This window comes from Cellulomonas sp. HZM (genome assembly GCF_000708885.1).
GTDB lineage: Bacteria > Actinomycetota > Actinomycetes > Actinomycetales > Cellulomonadaceae > Cellulomonas.
On record NZ_JEOE01000002.1, the window covers coordinates 109,492 to 126,406 of the forward strand.

Genomic DNA, 16,915 nt, shown 5'->3' on the forward strand with positions numbered 1-16,915 from the left:
GGACCGATGAGAGTGGTCATCGGTGGCGGGCACGGGTTCATCGGCGGGGCGCTCGTGCCGCACCTGCGCGGCGCAGGCCACGACGTGCGGCTCCTCGTGCGTCGCGCACCCGAACGGGCCGACGAGATCGCGTGGGACCCGGACGAGGGCACGATCGACGCGGAGGCGCTGCGCGACGCCGACGCGGTGGTGAACCTCGCGGGCGTGAACCCGGCGTCGGGACCGCTCACGACAGCACGCAAGCGTGAGGTGCTCGCGTCGCGCGTCCGCAGCACCGACCTCGTGGCGCGGACGATCGCGACGCTCGGCGACGGGCCGCGCGTGCTCGTGCAGGCGTCAGGCATCGGTGCGTACGGCTCTCGCGGGGAAGCGCTCCTCGACGAGCAGGAGCCGTACGGCGACACCTTCTTCGCGCACGTCGTGCGTCGGTGGGAGGCGGCGGCCGACCCTGCGCGGGACGCAGGTGCGCGCGTCGTTCACCTGCGTACGGGGATCGTCATGGGTCAGGGCGGCGGTGCACTCGGGCGGCTGCTGCCGGTGCTGCGGCTCGGGCTCGGCGGCCGGCTCGGGTCAGGCCGCCAGTTCTGGCCGTGGATCACGCTCGTCGACGAGGTCCGCGCGATCGAGCACCTTCTCGGCACCGACGTCGCCGGCCCCGTCAACCTCGTCACCGCGCCGGACCGCAACGCGGACGTGGTCGCCGCGCTCGCGCACGCGATGCATCGCCCCGCCCTGCTCCCCGTTCCCGCATGGACGCTGCGGCTCGCGCTCGGTGACTTCTCCTCCGAGGTGCTGGGGTCCGTGCGCGCCGTCCCGACCGTCCTCGACGAGAGCGGCTTCGAGCCCACGCACCCCGATCTCGCGAGCGCCGCCCGCTGGGTGGTCACGGCGCGCTGACGGACCAGACCCTCCACCCGTCGCGGGTGCCGTGCAGCTCGAGGACCACCACGCGCGACGCCGACGCCGCGACGCGCGTGCGCGAGCCGTCCGCACCGATCCGGGTGTGGGCGCCGACAGAGGACGTGACGCGCACGGTTGCCCTGCCCCTCCCGCTGGTCCCCGACCCGGCGAGGTGCATGAGCTCGACGTCCTGGACCTGGGTCCGGACTCCCTCGAGCCGTGTACCGCTCAGCTGGCCGAGCAGAGCGTCGTCGGCCAGGAACGCCGGTCCGCCGGGGACCTCGACGTCCGTGAGCGGCTCGGTCCCACCGCTCGCAAGCACCTCGGCACGCCGGGCGGTGAGGGTCCGGGCCGCGGCGACCGGGTCGTCTGCAGGTGTTCCGCCGGACGCGGTCGTGCCGGTCGCGGTGGACGACGCATGAGGCCCCGCCGACGCCTGGGCGTCGCCCGGTCGTCCCAGCGTCGCGACGACCACGGCGCCGACCACGAGCACGCACGCGACCGCCGCGAGCAGCGCAGCACGCCGCACGGGACGCCCGACCCCTGCCCCGGACCGCTGGGGCCGACGCGCGCGTCCGGCCGCCGGTGGCCGGGCCGCGGCACGCGTCGCACCCGCCGCGAGACGCTCGGGCTCGGGTACGCGCACAGGTTCGGGGGCCGCGGCGTCGAACGCGGCGCGCACCAGGTCGTCGATGCCGACGGGCTCGCGCAGCGCGATCTCGAGTCGCTCCCGCAACGTCGAGCCGACGGGCATCTGCGCGAGCGCGTCGAGCTCGGGCGACGGCAGCATCGCGGTGAGCGTCGCGACCCACCGCCGGACGTCGCCCTCCACGGAACCCGTGCCGAGGACCGCGCCGCGCAGGTCCACGAGCACGGGACGCCCGTCGGGCCGCACCACCACCGAGGACGCGGTCACGGGCCCGTGCACGAGGCCGGCGTCGTGCAGCGCCGCGATGCCCTGCAGCACGGGGACGACGAGCGTCACTCCCTCCCCGTCGCCGAACGGGCCGCGTGCGGGCCGGAGCTCGGCGAGCGTCAGCCCCGGCACGTGCTCGACGAGCAGCGCGATGCGCCCCGGCCCGATCTGCATCGCGTCGAGCAGTCCGGCGACGTGCGGGTGGCGCACGGCGCGAAGGCGGTCGAGCCGGAGCGCCACGTCGTGGTCGACGTCGCCCGCGAGCACGTGCAGCTCGACGTAGTGGTCGGGGTGCTCGAGATGCGACGCGAGCCACCCCGCACCCTCGGGTCCGGCGGGTGCGACCGCACCGAGCGAGCGCTCGGCCAGCGCGGCGGCGACGTCCTGCGGTACGAGCAACGGCTCCATGTGACGCATGCAACCGGGAATCGGGCGAGGCCGTCGGCCTTCGTCCACAGGCCTCGTCTCGCCGCACGCCCGCGACGCGAGGCGTCGCCGTGTCCTACAGCGTGACGACGACGCCCTCCTCCGCGCTGCGGCGAGCGGCGTCGAGCACGTGCGCGGTCGCGACGGCGTCCGCGGGGTCGACGGGGACCGCGCCGCCCTCGAGCGCCCACCGTGCGAGAGCCGGGTAGATGTCCTGGTGGCCGCCACGCGGGCGCGGGACCGGGACGCGTTCCGCCCCGGTGACCAACCAGCCCTCGTGCTCGGGCTCGCCGGGGCGCCGGCTCTCCTCGTAGGCGTCGTCGAGCGCCGCGAACGGCGTCGGCTCGCCCTCGTAGCTCGTGACCAGGTAGGCAGCTGTGCGACCGAGCACGCGCGTGCGGGGCCCGGGCGCGCCGACCACCGCGCCGGCCTGGAGGTGGCTGACGACGCCGCCTTCGTGCGTGAGCGCGAGGAAGACGTCGTCGGGCGCAGGCGTCGTCAGTGACCGCAGCTCGGCGTAGACCGTGCGCGCCGGACCGAACAGCTGGACGGCGGAGTCGACGAGGTGCGCGCCGAGGTCGAGCAGCAGACCACCTGCCTCGACGTCGTTCTCCTTCCAGCGGTCCATCGGCTGGGGCCGGAACCTCTCCCAGCGTCGCTCGAACCTGTGCACGTCGCCGAGCGCACCTCCGGCCAGCAGGCCGGCGAGCGCGAGCTGCTCGGGGTCCCAGCGCCGGTTCTGGAAGACGGTCAGCCGGCCGTCGGCGGCGTCGACGAGCCGCTGTGCATCGGCCGTCGTCGTCGCGAGCGGCTTGTCGACGAGCACGTGGGCGCCGGCTGCGAGCGCGGCGATCGCATGCTCGGCGTGGTCGCCGCTCGGGCTGGCGACGACCACGAGGTCGAGGTCGTCGACGTGCTGCAGCAGGGCGTCGACGTCAGGCACGACGACCGCTGTCGGCCAGTCCTGCTCGACCTGCTCACCACGTCGCGACGTCACGACGTGCGTCACCTGCTGGCCCGCGGACCGCACCAGGCGGGCATGGATCCCGCGTCCTGCACCGCCGTACCCGACAAGTCCCACGCGCATGGTCCCCACCATATTGCGGTTAGCCTGACGGTCATGCGCTTCGAGGAGCTGGAGCTGGGCACGCGGCTGCTGCCGTACGAGCCGACGTGGGCGCTGCAGCGTGAGGTGCACGCGGCGGTGGCCGACGGCACGCGCGAGGACACGGTGCTGCTGTGCGAGCACGAGAGCGTGTACACGGCCGGCAGGCGCACCGCGTCGTGGGACCGGCCGGTCGACGGCACACCCGTGGTGGACGTCGACCGTGGCGGGCGCATCACGTGGCACGGTCCGGGGCAGCTCGTCGGCTACCCGATCGTCCGGCTCGCGCAGCCGATCGACGTCGTGCGATACGTCCGCGCGCTCGAGGAGGCGCTCATCCGCACGTGCGCCGACCTGGACCTGGAGGCGGTGCGCGTCGAGGGTCGTTCCGGTGTGTGGTTCGCGGCCGACGGCACGCGGCGCGAGCGCAAGGTCGCCGCGATCGGTGTGCGGGTGAGCAGGAGCGTCACCATGCACGGGTTCGCGCTCAACTGCGAGCCCGATCTCGAGCAGTTCTCGCGCATCGTGCCGTGCGGCATCCTCGACGCCGACGTGACGTCGCTGTCCGAGGAGACGGGGCGCCGCGTCACCCTCGCGGAGGTCACCCCGATCGTGCGCACCCACCTCGCGGACGCGCTGCGACCGGTCCTCGCTGCCGCACTCGTCTGATCGCAGGCCGGGTCGTCCGTCGACCCACGCGGGTGGCGTGGCGGTCCCGCGACCGCCCTCGTCGCTGCTGCGGGACCGCCACGCGTCTGTGGTCGCGGCGGGCTACACCGCCGCGAGCTCGCGAGCCACGTCCCTGGCCCAGTGCCGCACGTCCTCGAAATCGCGGAAGTCCCCCGGCTCGGCGTGCGTGAGCGCGACGAGCGCCCGCTCGCTCAGGTCGAGGCCCCCGCGGTCGAGCGCTCCTGTGAAGCAGCGCGCGTCGTGCGCATCCGCGGCGCTCACCACGGCCCGGACGTCGTCCGGGACGGTCGGCGGCAGCGGCGGGTCGCCCAGCGGACCGGACCAGAACAGCCACACGGGCTTGTCCCGCAGCTGCCCACCCTGACGCTCGACGAGCGCGCGCAGCGACACGGCGAGCCGTCCGACGTACACGGCGGAGCCCAGCACGACGGCGTCGTAGTCGTCGACCCTGTCGACCTCGTCGGGCTCGAGCACGTCGACGAAGTTCCCCGCACGCGCCAGCTCGAGCGCGACCTCCTCGCCGATCTCGGCGGTGGAGCCGTGCCTCGAGGCGACGCTGACCAGGATGTGTCGCACCGGTCCGTCCCTCCTGTTCGAGCCGCCCGCGTCGGCGACGTCATGACACCCACACTTCCCCTCGTCGAGCGCCCCCGCCCGGGACCTGGGTCCCGATCGTCCGGAGTCGTCCTGGCGCGGGGGTGGCCGTCGTCACGTCCGTCCGTCGGCCGTCCGTCTGGGGTCGGCAGCGCGCGCCGGTTAGGGTGGCCGGGTGACCATCGCACCCGAGGGCCGTCGCATGCTGCGCGTCGAGGCACGCAACGCCGCGACGCCCATCGAGAAGAAGCCCGAGTGGATCCGCACGCGCGCGACCATGGGACCGGAGTACTCCGAGCTCAAGGGACTCGTGAAGCGCGAGGGCCTGCACACGGTGTGCGAGGAGGCCGGCTGCCCCAACATCTTCGAGTGCTGGGAGGACCGCGAGGCCACGTTCCTCATCGGCGGCGACCAGTGCACGCGCCGGTGCGACTTCTGCCAGATCGACACGGGCAAGCCCGCGGACTTCGACGCCGACGAGCCGCGCCGTGTCGCCGCGTCGGTGCAGGCGATGGGCCTGAAGTACGCGACCGTCACCGGCGTCGCGCGCGACGACCTCCCCGACGGCGGCGCATGGCTGTACGCGGAGACCGTGCGCCAGATCCACGCGGTCAACCCCGGTACGGGTGTCGAGCTGCTGATCCCCGACTTCAACGCGGTGCCGGAGCTGCTCGACGAGGTCAACTCGTCGGCCCCGGAGGTGCTCGCGCACAACCTCGAGACGGTCCCCCGCATCTTCAAGCAGATCCGGCCGGGGTTCCGCTACGAGCGCTCGCTGTCCGTCATCACGCGTGCGCGTGAGGCGGGCCTCGTCACCAAGTCGAACCTCATCCTCGGCATGGGCGAGACCACCGACGAGATCCTCGAGGCGCTGCAGGCGCTGCACGACGCCGGCTGCGACCTCATCACGATCACGCAGTACCTGCGCCCGTCGGTGCGTCACCACCCCGTCGACCGGTGGGTCCGGCCGGAGGAGTTCGTCATGCTCTCCGAGGCCGCCCAGGAGATCGGGTTCGCTGGCGTGATGTCCGGTCCGCTCGTCCGTTCGTCGTACCGCGCAGGCCGCCTCTGGGGCCAGGCCATGCGGCGACGCGGGCAAGAGATCCCGGCCGCGCTGGCGCACCTCGGCGAGCCGACGACCGCACGCCAGGAGGCGTCGAGCCTGCTCGCGCGCTGACGCGCTGCGCCCTCAGCGGACAGCACCCCGGCACGGCCGGAGGGGTCGTCGGTGGTCGGTAGACTCCGGGACCATGGCGCGCGACACCACCCCCTCCGCCCCCAAGGCGAAGAAGACCCGCTGGTACACGCAGATCTGGCAGGCGTACCAGATGACCCGCCGGACCGACCCGGCGGTCACGTGGATCGTGCTGGCGATCTTCGTCGGCGTCCTGGCGCTCGGCCTGATCATCGGGTTCGCGATCGGGCACTGGCTCTACATGCTGCTGCTGAGCCTGCCGTTCGCAGCGCTGGGCGCGATGTTCGTGCTCGCGCGCCGCGCCGAGACCGCCGCGTACACCAACATCGAGGGGCAGCCCGGCGCGTCGCGCGCGGCGCTGTCGACGATCCGCCGCGGCTGGACGTTCGGCGAGGAGCCCGTCGCGGTCGACCCGCGCACGCAGGACATGGTGTTCCGCGGTCTGGGTCGCGCCGGCGTCGTGCTCGTGTCCGAGGGGCCCGCGCACCGCGTCGGCAAGCTCCTCGAGTCCGAGCGCAAGCGCACGGCGCGCGTGATCTCGGGCGCTCCGATCACCATCATCCAGTCGGGCAACGACGAGGGTCAGGTCGCGCTGCGCAAGCTGCCGCGCGCGGTGCAGAAGCTCAAGCCGAAGCTCACCAAGCAGGAGGTCGCCGAGGTCGGCAAGCGCCTGACCGCGCTCGGCGGCGTGCGGCTGCCGGTGCCCAAGGGCGTCGACCCCCTGCGCGCGCGCCCCGACCGCAAGGGCATGCGCGGGCGCTGACCGGCGCTCGTGACCACCGCGGACGGCCGGTCCCCTCGTCGCGGCCGGCCGTCCGTGCGTCATGGTCGTCTCAGCACGGGCGTGTCAGCGGCGGACGATCGCCGTCCCCGCGACGCGGTCGTGCATGCCGCGGCCGTCGGAGTCCCACACGACCGCCGGGATCACGAGGCACAGCAGCACCGTGCGGACGAGCGCGCGGCCGAAGCCGGGGGCGCGCCCGTCGTCGGGCTCGGCCCGGCCGTCGCCGTCGCGCTCGATGACGACGGGCCGCACCCGCAGGCCGAGGACCCGGTGGCCCAGGCTGTGCCCGAGCGCCGCGACGAACAGGAAGTTCTCGGCCGCGAAGATGATCAGCGTCGCCGTCGGGCTCCCGCTCGTCAGCCAGACGCCGCTGGGGGCGCCGCCGTGGAAGAACGCCGCGGAGATGGCGAGGCAGGCGACCCAGTCGATCAGCAGCGCGAGCACGCGGCGCCCCGTCCGCGCGAGCGAACCCGGTCCCTCGGGCGGCAGCCCCAGACGGGTCCCGGGGCCGCGCTCGTCGGTCGGTCCCCCCTCGAGCCAGGAACCCATGTTGTCTCGCGTGCTCACACCCACCAGGGTAGGTGCGGTGCGTGCCCACACCCGCACGCGCCGTCCTCGCGGCCGATCGTTACACCCGGCGCCAGGACGTAACACCACGGAAACAATCGGTACACGACCGGGAAACCACGCGCTCGTAGCGTCTGCTCTGCCCAGTACGGGTGCCATCAACCGAGGAGCAGCGGATGTTCAGCAAGCCAGAGGAAGTCCTGGCGTTCATCAAGAGCGAGGACGTCAAGTTCATCGACGTGCGGTTCTGCGACCTGCCCGGCGTCATGCAGCACTTCAACGTGCCGGCGGCGTCCGTGGACGAGTCGTTCTTCACGGACGGCCAGATGTTCGACGGCTCGTCGATCCGCGGCTTCCAGGCCATCCACGAGTCGGACATGAAGCTGGTCCCGGACGTCTCCACGGCGTATGTCGACCCGTTCCGCGTGGAGAAGACGCTCAACATCAACTTCCACATCGTCGACCCGTACACCGACGAGCCGTACAGCCGCGACCCGCGCCAGGTGGCCGCGAAGGCCGAGGCGTACCTGCGCTCGACCGGCATCGCCGACACCGCGTTCTTCGCGCCCGAGGCCGAGTTCTACATCTTCGACGACATCCGCTTCGAGACGAAGCAGAACGCGTCGTACTACTACATCGACTCCATCGAGGCCGCGTGGAACACCGGTCGCGAGGAGGAGGGTGGCAACCTCGGCCACAAGACCCCCTACAAGGGTGGCTACTTCCCCGTCCCGCCGGTCGACCAGTTCGCTGACCTGCGCGACGAGATCTCGCTGCAGCTGGACGCGCTGGGCCTGCAGGTCGAGCGTGCGCACCACGAGGTCGGCACCGCCGGCCAGGCGGAGATCAACTACCGCTTCGACACCCTCGGCAAGTCGGCCGACAAGGTGCAGCTGTTCAAGTACGTCGTGAAGAACGTGGCGCACAAGAACGGCCGCACGGCGACCTTCATGCCGAAGCCGCTGTTCGGCGACAACGGCTCGGGCATGCACGTGCACCAGTCCCTCTGGAAGGACGGCGAGCCGCTGTTCTTCGACGAGAAGGGCTACGGCGGCCTGTCGGACGTCGCCCGCTGGTACATCGGCGGTCTGCTCAAGCACGCACCGGCGCTGCTCGCGTTCACCAACCCGACGGTGAACTCGTACCACCGCCTCGTGCCGGGCTTCGAGGCGCCCGTCAACCTGGTCTACTCGGCCCGCAACCGCTCCGCGTGCATCCGCATCCCGGTCACCGGTTCGAACCCGAAGGCCAAGCGCATCGAGTTCCGCGTGCCGGACCCGTCGTCGAACCCCTACCTGGCGTTCGCGGCCATGCTCATGGCCGGCATCGACGGCATCCAGAACCGCATCGAGCCGCCGGAGCCGGTCGACAAGGACCTGTACGAGCTGCCCCCGGAGGAGCACGCGCAGATCCAGCAGGTCCCGGGCTCGCTCTCGGAGGTGCTCGACAACCTCGAGGCCGACCACGACTGGCTGACGGCGGGCAACGTGTTCACGCCCGACCTGATCTCGACGTGGATCGACTACAAGCGCTCGCACGAGGTCGACCCGATCCGGCTGCGCCCGCACCCGCACGAGTTCGAGCTGTACTACGACGTCTGATCGGCTGCTCCCGATCAGTTCGGTTCACGAGGGGCGTCCCGTTCGCGGGGCGCCCCTCGTGGCGTCCCGAGTGACGGCACGAGAGATCATCGGCCGTATCTCGGGCGCGACGTGACCCACCTGCCCTAACGTGGCGACCATGACGACGTCGTCACGGGCGGGTATCGACGGTCCGGGTAGCGAGGCGCTCCTGCGAGCAGGACGCTTCTTCACGCGCTGGGACGAGACGGCCGACGGCCGCGCGGTGTTCCGCGAGGGCGGCCGGGCGGGCGACGTGTTCTACCGGGACCGGTGGAGCCACGACAAGGTGGTCCGGTCCACGCACGGCGTGAACTGCACGGGCTCGTGCTCGTGGAAGGTGTACGTCAAGGACGGGATCATCACCTGGGAGAGCCAGGAGACGGACTACCCGTCGGTCGGGCCGGACCGGCCCGAGTACGAGCCGCGCGGGTGCCCGCGCGGTGCGGCGTTCTCCTGGTACACGTACTCCCCCACGCGCGTGCGCTACCCGTACGCCCGCGGGGTGCTGGTCGAGATGTTCCGCGAGGCCCGCGAGCGGCTCGGCGACCCTGTGGACGCGTGGGCAGAGATCGTCGGGGACCCCGTCAAGCGGCGCCGCTACCAGCAGGCTCGCGGAAAGGGCGGGCTGGTGCGCGTGAGCTGGCGCGAGGCGGTGGAGATGGTCGCCGCGGCGCACGTGCACACGATCAAGGTGCACGGGCCGGACAGGTGCACGGGGTTCTCTCCCATCCCCGCGATGTCGATGGTCTCGCACTGCGTCGGCAACCGCTTCATCCAGCTCATCGGCGGCGTCATGACGTCGTTCTACGACTGGTACGCCGACCTGCCGGTCGCGAGCCCGCAGGTGTTCGGCGACCAGACCGACGTGCCCGAGTCGGGCGACTGGTGGGACGCCAGCTACCTGATGATGTGGGGCTCGAACGTTCCCGTCACGCGCACACCGGACGCGCACTGGATGGCGGAGGTGCGTTACCGCGGGACGAAGGTCGTCACGGTCAGCCCGGACTACGCGGACAACACCAAGTTCGCCGACGAGTGGATGGCCGCGCAGGCCGGCACGGACGCGGCGCTCGCGATGGGCATGGGCCACGTCCTGCTCAAGGAGTTCTACGTCGATCGGCGCACGCCGTTCTTCGCCGACTACGTGAGCCGCTACACCGACCTGCCGTTCCTGGTCCGCCTCGACGAGCACGCGGGCGACGACGGGACGACGGGGCTCGTCGCCGGGAAGTTCCTGACCGCGTCCGACCTCGGCGGGGATGCGGCGGAGGACGCGTGGAAGACGGTGCTGCTCGACGAGGCGACCGGGCAACCCGTGGTCCCGAACGGCTCGATCGGCTTCCGCTACGCCGACAGCGGCACCGGGCGGTGGAACCTGGATCTCGAGGGGACCGTCCCGGCGCTCTCGCTCGAGGGCGACGGCAGCGAGGCGGTCGAGGTGCTGCTGCCGGCGTTCGTCGACGCCGACGGCACCGGGTCCGTGCTGCGTCTTGGCGTCCCCGCGCGACGCGTCGGCGGGCACCTCGTCACGACCGTGCTCGACCTCATGCTCGCGCAGTACGGCGTCGCACGACCCGGGCTGCCGGGTGAGTGGCCCACCGGGTACGACGACGCCGAGACGCCGTACACACCGGCGTGGCAGGCAGAGCGCACGAGCGTGCCGGCCGAGCAGTGCATCCGGGTCGCGCGCGAGTTCGCCCGCAACGCCGAGGAGTCCGGCGGCCGCTCGATGATCATCATGGGGGCCGGGATCTGCCAGTGGTTCCACGGCGACGCGACGTACCGCTCGATCCTGTCGCTGCTGGTCCTCACCGGTTCCATGGGTCGCAACGGAGGCGGCTGGGCGCACTACGTAGGCCAGGAGAAGTGCCGACCGATCACCGGCTGGATCTCGCTCGCCAACGCGCTCGACTGGAGCAGGCCGCCCCGGACGATGGCCGGCACGCCCTTCTGGTACATGCACACCGGGCAGTGGCGCAACGACGGCTACTCCGCCGACTCGCTCAGCTCGCCGCTCGCCAAGGGCCACCTCGCGGGCAAGCACACCGCCGACACGATCGCGCAGTCGGCGCGGCTGGGATGGATGCCGTTCTACCCGCAGTTCGACCGCAATCCGCTGGACGTCGCCGACGAGGCCTCCGCCGCGGTCGACGAGGGCCGCGCGACGGACGCGGCCTCGTACGTGGTCGACGAGCTGCGCTCGGGACGCCTGCAGCCGGCGATCGCCGACGTCGACGCGCCCGAGTCGTGGCCGCGCACCCTCGTGCTGTGGCGATCCAACCTGTTCGGCTCGTCGGCCAAGGGCAACGAGTACTTCCTGAAGAACCTGCTCGGCACGCACTCGAACGTCCTCGGCGGCGAGAACCCCGAGGCGCCCCGGCCGAGCGAGGTGGTCTGGCACGACGACCCGCCCGAGGGGAAGCTCGACCTCCTCGTCTCGGCCGACTTCCGGATGACGTCGACGACGCTGCTGTCCGACGTCGTCCTGCCCGCGGCGACCTGGTACGAGAAGCACGACCTGTCGTCGACGGACATGCACCCGTTCGTCCACGCGTTCAGCCCTGCGATCTCGCCCCCCTGGGAGGCGCGCACCGACTTCGAGGCCTTCACCGACATCGCCCGCCGGTTCTCGGACCTCGCGCAGGTCCACCTGGGCACGCGCCGCGACCTGGTCGCCGTGCCGCTGCAGCACGACACGCCCGGCGAGACCAAGCAGCCCGGGGGCACGGTGCGCGACTGGAAGGACCCGGACGTACCGGCGGTCCCCGGCGTGAACACCCCGGTGTTCCAGGTGGTCGAGCGCGACTACACCGCGATCGCCGACAAGCTCGCGACGGTCGGTCCCCTCGCGGACTCGCTCGGGTTCACGGTCAAGGGCATCACCTACCGCCTGGACGAGCAGGTCGCAGCCCTCGCGCGCAGCAACGGCGTGATGTCGAGCGGGGCCGGCGCGGGACGTCCCGCGATCGAGACCGACCAGCACCTCGCGGAGGCGATCCTGCGCTTCTCGGGGACGACGAACGGCGCGCTGGCGGTCCAGGGCTTCCGCACGCTCGAGGAGCGGGTCGGCAAGCCGCTGCGCGACCTCGCGGAGGGCGCCGAGGAGAAGCGCATCAGCTTCGCCGACACCCAGGCCGCACCGGTCCCGGTCATCACGTCGCCCGAGTGGTCCGGCTCGGAGACGGGCGGCCGCAGGTACGCGCCGTTCACCGTCAACATCGAGCGGCTCAAGCCGTTCCACACCCTCACCGGGCGCATGCACTTCTACCTCGACCACGACTGGATGACGGACGTCGGCGAGGCGCTGCCGACCTACCGGCCACCGCTCGACATGCACCGCCTGTTCGGCGAGCCGGTCCTGGGACCCGACGGCCGCCTGCAGGTGACCGTGCGGTACCTCACGCCGCACTCGAAGTGGTCGATCCACTCGGAGTACCAGGACAACCTGTTCATGCTCTCCCTCAGCCGCGGCGGCCCCACGGTCTGGATGAGCCCGCAGGACGCCGAGGCGATCGACGTCCACGACAACGAGTGGGTCGAGGCGACGAACGCGAACGGCGTGCTCGTCGCCCGGGCGATCGTGAGCCACCGCATGCCCACGGGCGTCGTCTACGTCCACCACGCGCAGGAGCGGACCATCGACGTACCCAAGTCGGAGGCCACCGGTCGGCGCGGTGGGATCCACAACTCGGTGACCCGCCTCCTCGTGAAGCCGACGCACCTCATCGGCGGGTACGCGCAGCTGTCCTACACGTTCAACTACCTCGGCCCGACGGGCAACCAGCGAGACATGGTCTCGACCATCCGCAAGCGCTCGCAGGAGGTGACCTACTGATGCGCGTGATGGCCCAGATGGGCATGGTGATGAACCTCGACAAGTGCATCGGCTGCCACACGTGCTCCGTGACGTGCAAGCAGGCCTGGACGAACCGCGCGGGCACTGAGTACGTATGGTTCAACAACGTCGAGACGCGGCCCGGCCAGGGGTACCCGCGACGGCACGAGGACCAGGACCGGTGGAAGGGCGGCTGGGAGCTCGACCGGCGCGGTCGGCTGCGCCTCAAGACCGGTGGCCGAGTCAAGCGGTTGCTGTCGATCTTCGCCAGCCCCGTGCAGCCCGAGCTCGAGGACTACTACGAGCCGTGGACCTACGACTACAAGACGCTCGTCGAGGCTCCCCTCGGCGACGACTTCCCGGTCGCGCGCCCCAAGTCGCTCATCACGGGCGAGGACACCCAGGTCACGTGGTCGGCCAACTGGGACGACGACCTGGCCGGCACGTCCGAGCTCGGGCACCTCGACCCGATCGTCGAACGCGTGCGCCGCGAGTCCGAGGACAAGATCAGGTTCGAGCTCGAGCAGACGTTCATGTTCTACCTGCCGCGGATCTGCGAGCACTGCCTCAACCCCGCGTGCATGGCGAGCTGCCCGTCCGGGGCCATCTACAAGCGGTCCGAGGACGGCATCGTCCTCGTCGACCAGGACCGTTGCCGCGGCTGGCGGCAGTGCATCACGGGCTGCCCGTACAAGAAGATCTACTTCAACCACAAGTCGGGCAAGGCCGAGAAGTGCACGTTCTGCTACCCCCGGCTCGAGGTCGGCATCCCGACCGTGTGCGCCGAGACGTGCGTCGGTCGTCTGCGGTACCTCGGGCTGTTCCTCTACGACGCCGACGCGGTCACCGCGGCCGCGTCGGAGCCTGACGAGAAGAAGCTCTACGAGGCCCAGATGGACCTCCTGCTCGACCCCGAGGACCCCGAGGTGATCGCGGCGGCGCGTGCCCAGGGCATCCCCGAGGACTGGCTCGGGCACGCACGCCGCTCGCCCGTGTACGCGCTCGCGAAGAAGTACCGGGTCGCGCTGCCGCTCCACCCCGAGTACCGCACCATGCCGATGGTCTGGTACGTCCCGCCGCTCTCGCCCGTGGTCGACCTGCTGTCGAGCCAGGGCCACGACGCCGAGGCCCAGGACGTCCTGTTCGGCGCGATCGACTCGCTGCGCATCCCGGTCGAGTACCTGGCGGAGCTCTTCACGGCGGGTGACACGCGCACGGTCGAGGACGTGCTGCGACGCCTCGCGGCGATGCGGGCGTACATGCGCGACATCAACCTCGGTCGAGCGTCCGACGCGTCGATCCCGGCCTCGGTGGGGATGACGGAGGAGGAGATGTACGCGATGTACCGCCTCATGGCGATCGCCAAGTACGACGAGCGCTACGTCATCCCGAAGGCGCACGCGGAGCAGGCGCACGACCTCGAGGAGATCGGTTGCTCGCTGGACTTCGACGACGGGCCCGGCATGTACGGGTCCGCACCCTTCGGCGAGGCCAGCGGCCGGCCGGTCCCCGTCGCGGTCGAGACGTTCCACGCGCTCCAGCAGCGCCAGACGAGCGACCAGGCGGCGGGCGACGAGGAGCTGCGCGGACGCGTGAACCTCCTGAACTGGGACGGCAACGGCTCACCGCCCGGGCTGTTCCCCCGACGCGACGAGGGTGCGAAGTGAGCACCGTGAGCACCCGGACGCGCGTCGTGCGGCAGGCGGCCGCGTCGTGCCTGACGTACCCGGACGCCGAGCTGGTCGCGCGCGCGCCCGTGGTGCGTGCCGCCCTGCGCGAGCAGCGGGTCAGCGGTTTCGACGCCGTGCTCGACCTGCTCGAGCGGTGCCCGCTGCCCGAGCTCGAGCAGCGGTACGTCGAGGTGTTCGACCTGTCCCGCCGGCACGCCCTCTACCTGTCGTACTGGACCGACGGGGACACCCGCCGACGCGGAGAGGTGCTCGGCCGGTTCAAGGCGGCGTACCGCGCGAGCGGGTTCCTGGTCGACACGCGCGGAGAGCTCCCCGACTACCTGCCGATGGTGCTCGAGTTCGCTGCGACGGTCGATCCCGACGTCGGCGAGCAGATCCTGCGCGAGTACCGCCCGAGCCTCGAGCTGCTGCGCATCGGGCTCGTCGAGGACGCGACGCCGTCGACCCTGGCGTACGGACAGGTCGTCGCCGCGGTGTGCGCGACGCTGCCCGGCGCCTCGCCCGCCGACCGAGCCGCCGTCCAGGCGATGGTCGACGGACCGCCCGCGGAGCTCGTCGGCCTCGAGCCGTACGACCCGCGCCTGCTCCCCCTGTCCGCGTCGAACGCAGGAGGCCGCTGATGGACGTGGTCCTGTGGGGCGTCCTGCCGTACCTGGTGATCGCGACGCTGGTGCTCGGCACCGTCTGGCGCTACCGGTACGACAAGTTCGGGTGGACCACGCGCTCGTCGCAGCTCTACGAGTCGCGCCTGCTGCGCATCGGGTCGCCGCTGTTCCACTTCGGCATCCTCGTCGTGCTCGTCGGTCACATCGGCGGCCTGGTGATCCCGGAGTCATGGACGGAGGCGGCAGGGATCTCGGAGACGCAGTACCACGTGACCGCTCTGGTCATGGGCGGCATCGCAGGAGTGTGCACGCTCACGGGCATCGTCATCCTGATCGTGCGCCGGCGCACGACCGGTCCCGTGTTCATGGCCACGACGAAGAACGACAAGGCCATGTACGTGCTCCTCGTCGGGGCGATCGCGCTCGGCCTGCTCACCACGCTCGTCGCCGTCGGCGCGGGCGCCGAGGCGCACGACTACCGGCAGACCGTGTCGCCGTGGTTCCGGTCGCTGTTCCGCCTCGACCCCGACGTCGACGCGATGGCTGCGGCGCCGGTGCAGTTCCACGTCCACGTGCTCGTCGGGATGCTGCTGTTCGCGGCCTGGCCGTTCACACGCCTCGTCCACGCGTTCACGGCACCCGTGCACTACCTGTTCCGCCCCTACGTCGTGTACCGCAGCCGTGACGCGGTGCAGCCCGCCCCGACCGGCCGACCGCGCGCAGGCTGGAGCCCCGTCGGCACACCCGACCGTGACAGGAGCACCCGATGACGGCGACGACGAGCACGACGCCCGCGGAGCTGCGCACCGGGCAGACGAAGAACCTCGCGCTCGCCACCCTCGCGTTCGCGATCAGCTTCTGGGCGTGGAACATGATCGCCCCGCTCGGGGTCCGCTACGCCGAGGGGATGGGCCTGTCCGCGACGCAGAAGTCGCTCCTCGTCGCGACACCCGTGCTCGTCGGGTCGCTGGGCCGCATCCTCGCGGGCGCTCTCACCGACCGGTTCGGCGGGCGGCTGATGTTCACGGTCCTGCTCGTCGCGACCGCGCCGTTCGTCCTGCTCGTCGCCTACGCCGGCAACCAGCAGTCGTACGGTCTCATGCTGCTGTTCGGCTTCTTCCTCGGGATCGGCGGCACGACGTTCGCGGTCGGCATCCCGTTCGTGAACGCGTGGTACACCGCCGCGCGCCGCGGGTTCGCGACCGGCGTGTTCGGCGCCGGCATGGGCGGCACCGCGCTGTCGGCGTTCTTCACGCCACGCTTCGTCACCTGGTTCGGGTACGGCGCGACGCACGTGATCATCGCGGTCGCCCTGCTCGTCGTCGCGGCGATCGTGTGGGTGATGATGCGGGACTCGCCCGGGTGGTCGCCCAGCACGGACCCGGTGGTGCCGAAGCTCGCGGCAGCGATGCGCCTGCCCGTCACATGGCAGATGTCCTTGCTGTACGCCGTGGCGTTCGGCGGCTTCGTCGCCTTCTCGACGTACCTGCCGACCTACCTCAAGGACGTGTACTCGTTCGACCTGACGCAGGCCGGCACCCGCACCGCGGGCTTCGCGATCGCCGCCGTGATCTGCCGCCCGCTGGGCGGGGTGCTGTCAGACCGTGTCGGTCCGCGGGCCGTGGCGGCGACATCGTTCGCGGGCGTCGCGGTCATGGCGGTCGTCGTGGCGCTGCAGCCCCAGCCGGAGGTCCCCGCGGGCATCGCGTTCGTCCTGCTCGCGGCCTTCCTCGGTCTCGGCACCGGCGGCGTGTTCGCCTGGGTGGCCGCGCAGGCACCGAAGGAGCGCGTCGGCAGCGTCTCCGGCATCGTCGGTGCGGCGGGCGGGCTCGGCGGGTTCTTCCCGCCGCTCGTCATGGGCGCGACGTACGACGAGACCGACCACAGCTACACCGTCGGGCTGGCGCTGCTGTGCGCGACCGCCGTCGCGACGCTGCTCTACACGTTGCTCGGCATGCGCCGCCGAGAGCCGTGAGGCCGGGCGG

The 16,915-nt window shown here is 71.7% G+C and carries 14 protein-coding genes; 10 read left to right on the forward strand and 4 right to left on the reverse strand.

Annotation, left to right across the window (positions count from 1 at the left end):
- Positions 1-6 precede the first annotated feature (6 nt).
- Complete coding sequence (locus AW16_RS0102365) at positions 7-897, forward strand: TIGR01777 family oxidoreductase (protein WP_029287869.1); 891 nt, start codon at positions 7-9, stop codon at positions 895-897.
- Here AW16_RS0102365 and AW16_RS0102370 read toward each other — a convergent pair.
- Together AW16_RS0102370 and AW16_RS0102375 are read right to left on the reverse strand one after the other, a co-directional pair.
- Positions 884-2,224, reverse strand: a complete 1,341-nt coding sequence (locus AW16_RS0102370) for a hypothetical protein (protein ID WP_029287871.1) — start codon at positions 2,222-2,224, stop codon at positions 884-886. The two genes, AW16_RS0102365 and AW16_RS0102370, sit on opposite strands and share 14 nt — an antisense overlap.
- Positions 2,225-2,318: 94 nt before the next feature.
- Positions 2,319-3,338 (reverse strand): Gfo/Idh/MocA family oxidoreductase, encoded by a 1,020-nt coding sequence (locus tag AW16_RS0102375; RefSeq protein ID WP_156044022.1) that lies wholly within the window; start codon positions 3,336-3,338, stop codon positions 2,319-2,321.
- Between the two features lie 24 nt (positions 3,339-3,362).
- Between AW16_RS0102375 and lipB the strand changes: the two genes are divergently transcribed.
- Positions 3,363-4,016, forward strand: a complete 654-nt coding sequence (lipB, locus tag AW16_RS0102380) for a lipoyl(octanoyl) transferase LipB (RefSeq protein WP_029287875.1) — start codon at positions 3,363-3,365, stop codon at positions 4,014-4,016.
- A gap of 102 nt (positions 4,017-4,118) precedes the next feature.
- Here lipB and AW16_RS0102385 read toward each other — a convergent pair whose 3' ends face one another.
- Positions 4,119-4,613, reverse strand: a complete 495-nt coding sequence (locus AW16_RS0102385) for a flavodoxin domain-containing protein (RefSeq protein WP_051681592.1) — start codon at positions 4,611-4,613, stop codon at positions 4,119-4,121.
- Positions 4,614-4,806: 193 nt separating this feature from the next.
- Here AW16_RS0102385 and lipA point away from each other — a divergent pair, with 193 nt between their 5' ends.
- Both lipA and AW16_RS0102395 read left to right on the forward strand, forming a co-directional pair.
- Positions 4,807-5,808, forward strand: coding sequence for a lipoyl synthase (lipA, locus tag AW16_RS0102390; protein ID WP_029287879.1), 1,002 nt, complete (start codon positions 4,807-4,809; stop codon positions 5,806-5,808).
- Positions 5,809-5,881: 73 nt separating this feature from the next.
- Positions 5,882-6,589 (forward strand): DUF4191 domain-containing protein, encoded by a 708-nt coding sequence (locus tag AW16_RS0102395; protein WP_029287881.1) that lies wholly within the window; start codon positions 5,882-5,884, stop codon positions 6,587-6,589.
- Between the two features lie 84 nt (positions 6,590-6,673).
- Here AW16_RS0102395 and AW16_RS0102400 read toward each other — a convergent pair whose 3' ends face one another.
- Positions 6,674-7,177, reverse strand: coding sequence for an RDD family protein (locus tag AW16_RS0102400; protein ID WP_197021537.1), 504 nt, complete (start codon positions 7,175-7,177; stop codon positions 6,674-6,676).
- Between the two features lie 176 nt (positions 7,178-7,353).
- On the opposite strand from AW16_RS0102400, the gene glnA reads away from it, so the two are divergent.
- From glnA to AW16_RS0102430, 6 genes are all read left to right on the forward strand, one after another.
- Positions 7,354-8,778 (forward strand): type I glutamate--ammonia ligase, encoded by a 1,425-nt coding sequence (gene glnA, locus AW16_RS0102405; protein ID WP_029287885.1) that lies wholly within the window; start codon positions 7,354-7,356, stop codon positions 8,776-8,778.
- Positions 8,779-8,917: 139 nt separating this feature from the next.
- Entirely contained in the window at positions 8,918-12,634 is a 3,717-nt protein-coding gene (locus tag AW16_RS0102410) for a nitrate reductase subunit alpha (protein ID WP_029287886.1), read from the forward strand.
- A complete protein-coding gene (narH, locus tag AW16_RS0102415) occupies positions 12,634-14,301 on the forward strand; it encodes a nitrate reductase subunit beta (RefSeq protein WP_029287888.1) in 1,668 nt (555 codons plus the stop codon). The genes AW16_RS0102410 and narH overlap by 1 nt, the downstream gene beginning before the upstream one ends.
- Positions 14,298-14,945 (forward strand): nitrate reductase molybdenum cofactor assembly chaperone, encoded by a 648-nt coding sequence (narJ, locus tag AW16_RS18305; RefSeq protein ID WP_369794743.1) that lies wholly within the window; start codon positions 14,298-14,300, stop codon positions 14,943-14,945. Before narH ends, narJ begins: the two co-directional genes overlap by 4 nt.
- A complete protein-coding gene (gene narI, locus AW16_RS0102425) occupies positions 14,945-15,700 on the forward strand; it encodes a respiratory nitrate reductase subunit gamma (RefSeq protein ID WP_029287891.1) in 756 nt (251 codons plus the stop codon). Before narJ ends, narI begins: the two co-directional genes overlap by 1 nt.
- On the forward strand, positions 15,697-16,905 hold the full coding sequence (locus AW16_RS0102430; RefSeq protein WP_029287893.1) for a NarK/NasA family nitrate transporter: 1,209 nt from the start codon (positions 15,697-15,699) through the stop codon (positions 16,903-16,905). The genes narI and AW16_RS0102430 overlap by 4 nt, the downstream gene beginning before the upstream one ends.
- Positions 16,906-16,915: the final 10 nt, after the last annotated feature.